Source organism: Micromonospora sp. NPDC005206 (assembly GCF_040608175.1).
Lineage (GTDB): Bacteria > Actinomycetota > Actinomycetes > Mycobacteriales > Micromonosporaceae > Micromonospora.
This window is the reverse complement of the sequence record NZ_JBEXHU010000020.1, coordinates 163,016-170,842: the sequence shown is the minus strand read 5'-3', so window position 1 is coordinate 170,842 and position 7,827 is coordinate 163,016. Positions and strand designations below refer to the sequence as shown.

At 71.9% G+C, this 7,827-nt stretch carries 4 protein-coding genes and 1 pseudogene; 2 read left to right on the top strand and 3 right to left on the bottom strand.

Going from position 1 to position 7,827, the window contains the following annotated elements; translation table 11 throughout:
* Positions 1-194, bottom strand: a pseudogene (locus tag ABZU69_RS28405) (IS110 family transposase); the annotation flags it as partial.
* Between the two features lie 35 nt (positions 195-229).
* Here ABZU69_RS28405 and ABZU69_RS28400 point away from each other — a divergent pair.
* Positions 230-802, top strand: a complete 573-nt coding sequence (locus ABZU69_RS28400) for a hypothetical protein (RefSeq protein WP_354967359.1) — start codon at positions 230-232, stop codon at positions 800-802.
* A 155-nt stretch (positions 803-957) separates the two neighbouring features.
* On the opposite strand, the gene ABZU69_RS28395 is transcribed toward ABZU69_RS28400, so the two are convergent.
* Both ABZU69_RS28395 and ABZU69_RS28390 read right to left on the bottom strand, forming a co-directional pair.
* Positions 958-1,950, bottom strand: a complete 993-nt coding sequence (locus ABZU69_RS28395; protein WP_354967358.1) for a helix-turn-helix transcriptional regulator — start codon at positions 1,948-1,950, stop codon at positions 958-960.
* A 2-nt stretch (positions 1,951-1,952) separates the two neighbouring features.
* Positions 1,953-2,948, bottom strand: coding sequence for a helix-turn-helix transcriptional regulator (locus ABZU69_RS28390; protein WP_354967357.1), 996 nt, complete (start codon positions 2,946-2,948; stop codon positions 1,953-1,955).
* 336 nt (positions 2,949-3,284) lie between these two features.
* On the opposite strand from ABZU69_RS28390, the gene ABZU69_RS28385 reads away from it, so the two are divergent.
* Positions 3,285-7,709 (top strand): S8 family serine peptidase, encoded by a 4,425-nt coding sequence (locus tag ABZU69_RS28385; RefSeq protein ID WP_354967356.1) that lies wholly within the window; start codon positions 3,285-3,287, stop codon positions 7,707-7,709.
* Positions 7,710-7,827: the final 118 nt, after the last annotated feature.

The following is a 7,827-nucleotide window of genomic DNA, read 5'->3' as shown; positions in this document are numbered from 1 at the left end:
ATGTGCAGTACCCGGTTGATCTGTCGGTTCCCGGCGCGGGAGAGGCGGTGGCGTACTTGCTCGCCGGATGACGCGTCGATGGGGGCGGTGCCGTTTCAGGAGGCGAAGTGGGCTCGGTTCGGGAACCGGGTGATGTCGCTGATTTCGACCAGCAGCCGGGCGGCGCCGGACGGTCCGATGCCGTGCAGGTCCATCAACCGCTTAACCCTGCACCGGGAAGGAAGAGGCGTTGATCATCACTACGACGGGGCCCCGCCGACGCGTACGTGCGGCCACCGCGGTGCTGGCCGTCGCCGGCGCCGGGTGCTCCTCCTTCACCGAGGCTCCCACCAGCACCCCGTCAGCGACCGCCGCCGCCCCGTCCTCGACCGAGGATGCGGAGGCCGCCGAGGCCCGGGCCGACGCCCTGGCCGCCTACAACAGCTATCGGGAGGCGCAGCTGGCCGCGATGGCGACCAGTGACGTCTCGGGCGGGGATTTGCGGCGGTACACGGCTGACCCGCTGCTGACGCAGATCCGGCTGACTCTGCAGCAGCACCAGCAGCAGGGACTGATCAACGCGGGCACGCCGTCCTGGTCGCCGCAGGCGACGCAGGTGAATGTCAGCTCTCGGCCCTTCACGGTGCAGATCGAGGACTGCTTCGACCACGGCAACTGGCGTGTGGTCCGCAAGAGCACCGGTGAGGCGGTTTCCGCGCCCGGCCAGAGCACCCGCTACCCGGTCGTGGCCAAGGCGGTCCTTTACGACGACGGCCGCTGGCTGATCCAGACCGCGCAAGCTCAGCGGGAACGGCGCTGCTGAACTCTCGCTGAGCTCGCCCGCTGGTGGAGAGCTGGGTTCTGGGCCACACTTCGCCCCGGCGAGGTCGGAGCAAGGCGGCGGATGAGGATAGCGTGTCCGCCACCCGAGTCGGCAAAGCCGAAATCTGCGGCTGCTGAGCCGGGCGACAGCGGCTCCTACGGTTCGTGCTCTTCCCGCTCTTCCCGGCGGGCGGCCTGCACACCGGCCTGAAACCGGGTACGGGCGCCGAGTGAGGCCATCAGCGCTGCGATGTGTCGCTGCGCGGTGCGGTAGCCGACGCCGAGCTGGCGCGCGATCGCCTCGTCGGTGAGCCCGGAGAGCAGGAGCGCGATGAGCCGTCGGTGCTCGACCGGAGGGCGGTGGTTCGGTGGCGCGGCCGGAGAGGGTTGCAGTGGCAGGGCGGACCGCCACAGCCCTTCGAAGAGGTGCCCCAGGGCGTCGAGGAGCGCGCAGGGCCGGAGCAGCACGGCGCTCCCACCCTCGTCGTCGGGCCGGCGGATGAGCAGGCCGTACCGGCCGTCGGCGAGGTAGAGCTTGAGTGGCAGGGTCGGCAGTACCCGGGCCTGCTGGCCGGCGGCAACGAGCTGTTCGAGCCCGTGCAGGGCGCCCGGCTGTTCGAGGGACGAGCGCTCGTAGATGGTGCGGGAGCGCACGCCTCGCCGGAGCAGCTCGACCCCACCGCTCGTCGTGCCGGCCCCGTCGAGGTACGGGGGCTTGTCCAGGCAGAGGATCTCCGTCTCGGCCGTACGCCGGAGGCGGTGGAGCCGTTCCAGCACCGCCTCGCGCCCGCTGACCACCTCCAGCACGGCGGTCGAGTCGGTGAGGCTGGGGTCCGTGCGGTGGACCGCGGCCAGGCGGTGGAGGTTCTCGCGGGCGGCCTGCAACCGCCGCTCGTACGCCCGGATCGGTGCGTCGAGGGCGACCTCGGGGTCGACGGCCGTGTAGGTGGTCGGGTCGTCGTCGCCCGCCACGACGAGCCCGGCGGCGGCGAGCGCGCCGAGCGCGTCACGCAGCGGCTCGGAACGGATCCAGGACCGGTCGAGGTCGACCGCCGTGGCACCCGGCTGCGCGACGACCAGTTCGTACGCCGCGGACTCGACCGCGGTCAGGCCGGCCGCGTCGAGGTCGCCCTCCGGATGCGTCGGCACTGTCAGACCACGCCTCCGGACGTGGTGATCCAGCCGCGGCGGATGGCCTGGTAGCCGGCCTGGAACCGGCTGGCCGCCCCCAACCGCCGCAGCATCGCGCTGATCCGGCGACGCACCGTGCGTTCGGTGCAGCCCTGCTGGGCGGCGATCGCCGCGTCGGTCAGCCCGGCCGCGAGCAGGGGTAGCAGTTCGCCCTCGACCGGCGACGGTGCGTCGCCGACCTCCACGAGCTGCGGGTGGCCGTCGCGTACCTGCAACGGGACGCCCTGCTCCCAGGTGATCTCGAACAGCGCGCCGAGCATCTCGATCAGGGTCGGGTCGCGGACGAGCATGGCGGACTCGACGTTCTCGGGGTGGACCGGGAGCAGCGCCAGCGGGTGGTCACTGAGCACCAGCTTGATCGGCACGGTGGAGACGCGGATCTCCTCGCCGACGGAGAGCCCCTGTGCGAAGTCGGCGAGCCGGCCGGGATCGTCGAGCCCCCGCCGGTCGTAGATCACCCGATAGTGGATGCCTTGGCGCAGCAGCTCCAACTCCACCGGCTCGTTCAGGGGCGGGACGTCCACGTAGGGCGGAGCGTCGAAGACCCGTACCTCATGACGGGCGCTGAGCTGGACGTCGATGAACGCTTGCTTGATCGCCTGCTTTCCGTGCAGGATCTCGACGAGGCCTCCCGCGTCGTGCGGGTGCTGACCGGCGTGGAAGACCGCCGCCAGCCGGGCGCGCCGGGCCCGGGCGCGGGACAGAGCGCGTTCACCGGCGAGGGTCAGTACATCGGAGACCTCGTCCGGTGCCACCGCCTGGAATCGCGCCGGCGCCCCGGGCAGTCGCAGCGCCAGCCCCAACTCCTCGAGCCGGGCGAGCAGCGCACGGGCCTGCCCTCGCCACGGCTGGTCGGCGGCCGACCGGTCGAGCGTCTCAAGGGGAACCACCGGGCGTTCGAGCAACCACTCGTAGAGCGCCTGCTCGGCCGCCGTGACCCCCAAGATCCGCAGCACCCGTTCATCGTGCGGCAACCCCGGGTTGATGTCCATCCTGTTCCCGCCGGTGGCGTGAACCGGACGTCACAACCGCCTTCTGCCGAATCGGCAGTGGTGGCATCGTCGGCAGGCGCGCTCGCCAGGAAACCTGTGCCGGTGCCGGGTGCGCTCGCGACCATGGCCGATCGGCTCAGCCGGCGGGCGCAGTCGTGAGTCGACTCGCCGAAGGAGAGTGCGCAGCGTGCCAACCGAAGCAGTACCCCTGGATCCGACCTGGCGGAGCGCGACACCGCCCGAACCGGCGCTCCCGTGCGCCGGCCCTGTCACCGTCGCGCCACGGGCGGGAGGTGCCCGATGAGCACCGTCCGAACCGCCCGGCGTGCACGTTGGTCCCAGCTCGTCAGCCTAGTCGCTGCGCTCGGCCTGGTGGCCGGCGTGACGGCCGTGACCGGTGGGCCCGGCCAGCCCGCCGCAGCAGCCCCGGAGAAGCTCCAGCCGGAGCTGCGGGCGAGCATGCGGACCCTTCCGGTGCAGCCGTTCTGGGTACGCCTGGAAGACCGCGCCGACCTGTCCGCGGCGTCGGCCGTCAAGGACTGGAACGCGCGCGGCGCGGCGGTCGTCGAGGCGCTGCGAAAGACGGCCGAGAAGAGCCAGGCCGACGTCGTCCGCCGGCTGAAGGCGGAGGGCGTGGAGTACCACACCTTCTACGCCTCCAACACCGTCTACGTCCCCCGCGGCACCCTCGACCTGGCCGAGACCCTCGCCAAGGAGACCGAGGTCAGCGCCATTCAGGTGCACCGCATGTACGAGCTGCCGGAGCCGCTGAAGGCGCAGCAGGTCGCCGACGTCGACGAGGTGGAGTGGGGCGTCCACGCGATCGGTGCCGACCGGGTGTGGGCGGACGGCACGCGCGGCGAGGGCATCGTCGTGGGCAGCATCGACAGTGGCGTGCAGTTCGACCACCCCGCCCTGGTGAAGTCGTACCGGGGCAACACGGGCGAGGCCGGCTTCTCGCACGACTACAACTGGTTCGATCCGTCCCAGGTCTGCGGCTCGCCGTCGCTCGCGCCCTGCGACAACAACCAGCACGGCACGCACACGATGGGCACGATGGTCGGCGACGGCGGTCCCGGCAACCACATCGGTGTCGCGCCCGGTGCCCGCTGGATCGCCGCCAAGGGCTGCGAGGAGCGGGGCTGCTCCGACTTCGCGCTGCTCGCCTCGGCGGAGTGGATGCTCGCGCCGACGAACCTGGCCGGCCAGGACCCGCGGCCGGATCTGCGCCCGCACATCGTGAACAACTCGTGGGGCACCGACAACGGCGCCGCCAGTGACCCGTGGTTCGCCGACATCGTCGAGGACTGGCGGGCCGCCGGCATCTTCCCGATGTTCTCCAACGGCAACGCGGGCGAGGGAGGCTGCGACACCTCCGGCACCCCGGGGGACTACGCGTCCACCTACAGCGCCGGCGCCTTCGACGTGAACGGCAAGATCGGGTACTTCTCCAGCCGGGGCCCCGGCGCGGGCGGCATCACCAAGCCGAACATCGCCGCCCCCGGAGTGGACGTCCGCTCCAGCGTTCCGGGCGGCGGCTACGGCGTACTGAGTGGCACGTCGATGGCGAGCCCACACGTGGCCGGCGCGATCGCCCTGCTGTGGTCGGCCGCGCCCGGACTCATCGGGGACATCGCCGGCACCACGGCCGTGCTCGACCAGGTCGCCGTCGACGTCAGCGACACCAGTTGCGGCGGTACGCCGACCAACAACAACGTCTGGGGCCAGGGCAAGCTGGACGCCTACACCGCGATCGCGGAGGCCCCGCGTGGCGAGACGGGCCAGTTGGCCGGCAAGGTCACCGACGCGAAGACCGGCGAGCCGATCAGCGGTGCCGAGGTCCGGATCAGCGGCCCGATCCACCGTACGGTCACCACCGGCGCCGACGGCAGCTACGCCGCCACGCTCTCGGCCGGCGAGTACGGCGTCACCGCCTCCGCCTACGGTTACGGCGACGGCACCGCGTCGGCGACCGTCACCGCCGGCGCCAACGCCACCCGGGACATCCGCCTCCAGCGCAGCGCCGAGGTCGAGGTCAGCGGAACGGTCACCGACGACTCCGGACACGGCTGGCCGCTGTACGCGCGGATCAACGCGCCCGGCCTGCCGGTCGAACCGTGGTTCACGGACCCGAAGACCGGCCGTTACGAGCTGACCCTGCCGGCCGACTCGACCTACCACCTGATCGTCACCCCGCTCTACCCGGGCTACCGGACCAGCGCGGTCGACGTACCGGTCGGTGAGGGGGCCGTGGTCCGGGACGTCCGGGCGGGGATCGACGAGACGTCGTGCCTGGCGCCCGGCTACGCGTACCCGCTGCGGGCGAACTTCGAGGGTTGGACGGACCCGGCCGAGCGGGCGGGCTGGACGGTCGAGGACAACCTCGGTGGCGGGCACGCCTGGCAGTTCGACGAGCCTGGCGGTCTGGACAACGTCACCGGGGGCACTGCCGGGTTCGCCACCGCCGACTCCTGGCACAACGACCTGACGGAGGAGGACACCAACCTCGTCTCGCCGGTGGTCGACCTGTCGGGTCAGAGCGCACCGCAACTCGCGTTCAAGACGCTCTACCTGGGTGAGGGCGGGACCGCGCGGGTGGGCATCGACCTGAGCGTCGACGGCGGCTCGACCTGGACTACCGTCTGGCAGAAGAACACCGAGAACGCGCTCGGGCCGGTGAGCGTTCCGCTGCCGCAGGCCGCCGGTCAGGCGCGGACCCGGCTGCGTTTCCACTACGCCGGCAGCGGTATCGCCCTGTGGCAGGTGGACGAGGTCACCGTCGGCGCCTGCGGTCCGACCCCCGGTGGCTTGGTCACCGGCGTGGTGCGCGACGACAACACCGGTGACCCCGTCGACGGCGCGAAGCTGGTCGACAAGGCGAGCCGGAGCGAGCTCGCGGTGAGCGCCGCGACGCCGCTCGACCCGAACCTGCCGGACGGCTTCTACTGGCTGTTCAGCTCGCAGGCCAAGCCGACGTTCACGGTCAGCTACCCCCGGTACGCCACCGGCGAGGCACGCACCACCGTGTCGCCGGACCGCGTCACCACCAAGGACTGGCGCCTGCGCGCCGGGCACCTGAAGGTCAGCGCAGAGAGCCTCGACCTCACCACGCGGCTCGGGAAGTCGGCCACCCGTACCCTCACCCTCACCAACGACGGCACTAGTCCGGTGCACGTCAAGCTGGGCGAGCAGGTCGTCACCCCCATCGGCCCGGCCGGTCAACGGGTCGCCGAGCAGCCCGGCGCGCCGCTGCGGCGCGTCAAGGTGGATCCGCCGAGGACGGGACCGTTGCCGAAGGCGCCGGCGGGCCAGCCGGTCCAGCCGGCGGAGCTGGCCAGTCCGGAGGACGCGACCCCGGCCGTCGAGCCGTGGGTCCGGATCGCCAACTACCCGACCCGGATCCTGTACAACGCCGCGGGCTACCACGCGGGCAAGCTCTACTCCGTGGGTGGGACCACCAACGGCTTCCTGGAGGGAATGACCCGCGGCGGGTACGTCTACGACCCGGTGACTCTCACGTGGAGCCCGATCGCCGACTCCCCGGAGGCGGTCGCGAACGGGTCCGGCATCTTCCTCGACGACAAGATGTACGTCGTCGGTGGCACGAGCATGCAGGGCACCGTGCTCAAGACGGTGTACGTCTACGATCCCGCCCAGGACTCCTGGGGACGGGCGGCGGACCTGCCGCAGCCCGTCAGCGACGCCGCGATCGCGGCGCTCGATGGGCGGCTCTACGTCGTCGGAGGCTGCTTCGAGTCCTGCCCGGCGCACGCCGCGACGGTCTACCGGTACGACCCGATCCAGGACTCGTGGACCCGTCTCACCGACTACCCGGTCGGGGTGAACGCTCCCGGCTGCGCCGGGGTCGCCGAGCGGGTCGTCTGCGCGGGCGGGTACGACGGTGACAACATGGTCGCGTCGACCTTCGTGTTCGACCCGGCCAGCGGCGAATGGACCCGGGGCGCGGACGCGCCGTACGGCGTCTTCGCCATGGGCGCCAGCGGCGCCTACGACAAGTTGCAGCTCTTCAGCGGCCTGCAGAACGGCTCCATGTTGACCAACGAGGCAATCGAGTACGACCCGGTCTCGGACAGTTGGGGCCGCCTGCCCAACGTGAACCTCCCGACCTCCGACGCCGCCACCGCCTGCGGCGTGTACCGGGTCGGTGGTTCGGTGGGCCTGTGGAACCCGCAGCTCAGCGCCGAGATGCTGCCGGGGTACGACTACTGCGGCGGTACGGCGGACGTGCCGTGGCTGTCGGTGGACAAGCGGGAGTTGGACGTGGCGCCGGGCCGTTCGGTCCGGGTGACCGTCCGGGTCGACGGTGACGAGGTCACCCAGCCGGGTGACCTGGCCGCGCGGCTGGTCGTGCTCACCGACGCCCCGTACCCGGGGAGCAACGTGGCGGTGACCGGTCACTTCGAGGCGCCGCCGAACTGGGCGACGCTGAGCGGGACGGTGACCGACGCCGCCACCGGTGGCGCGGTCGGAGGTGCGACCGTGACCGTCTGCGGCGACTACCAGGCCGACGGTCACGGTCAACAGGGCTGCGGGCCGGTCAGCTACACCGTGGTGACCGACGCCCACGGCCGCTACCAGCTGCGGCTGGCGAAGAACCAGAAGGTCCAGGTCACCGCGGCCGCGCCCGGATTCCAGCCGGCGTCGACGGTGACCACGGTCCGGGGGGCGAAGAACACCGTGAACATCGCCCTGCGTACCGGCTGAGGCCGGCACCACTCCTAGGGCCAGTCCCGCCGGAACCGGTCAGCCGGTCCCCGGCGGGGCTGGCCCGCCCCGTGAGCGGGCACGATCGTGGGCCGAGGCCTGCCGGCCCGAGCCCCGG

Bases quoted from the DNA above. Each gene is read 5' to 3' on its own strand.
- ABZU69_RS28385 (WP_354967356.1), top strand. From the start codon at position 3,285: ATGAGCACCGTCCGAACCGCCCGGCGTGCACGTTGGTCCCAGCTCGTC.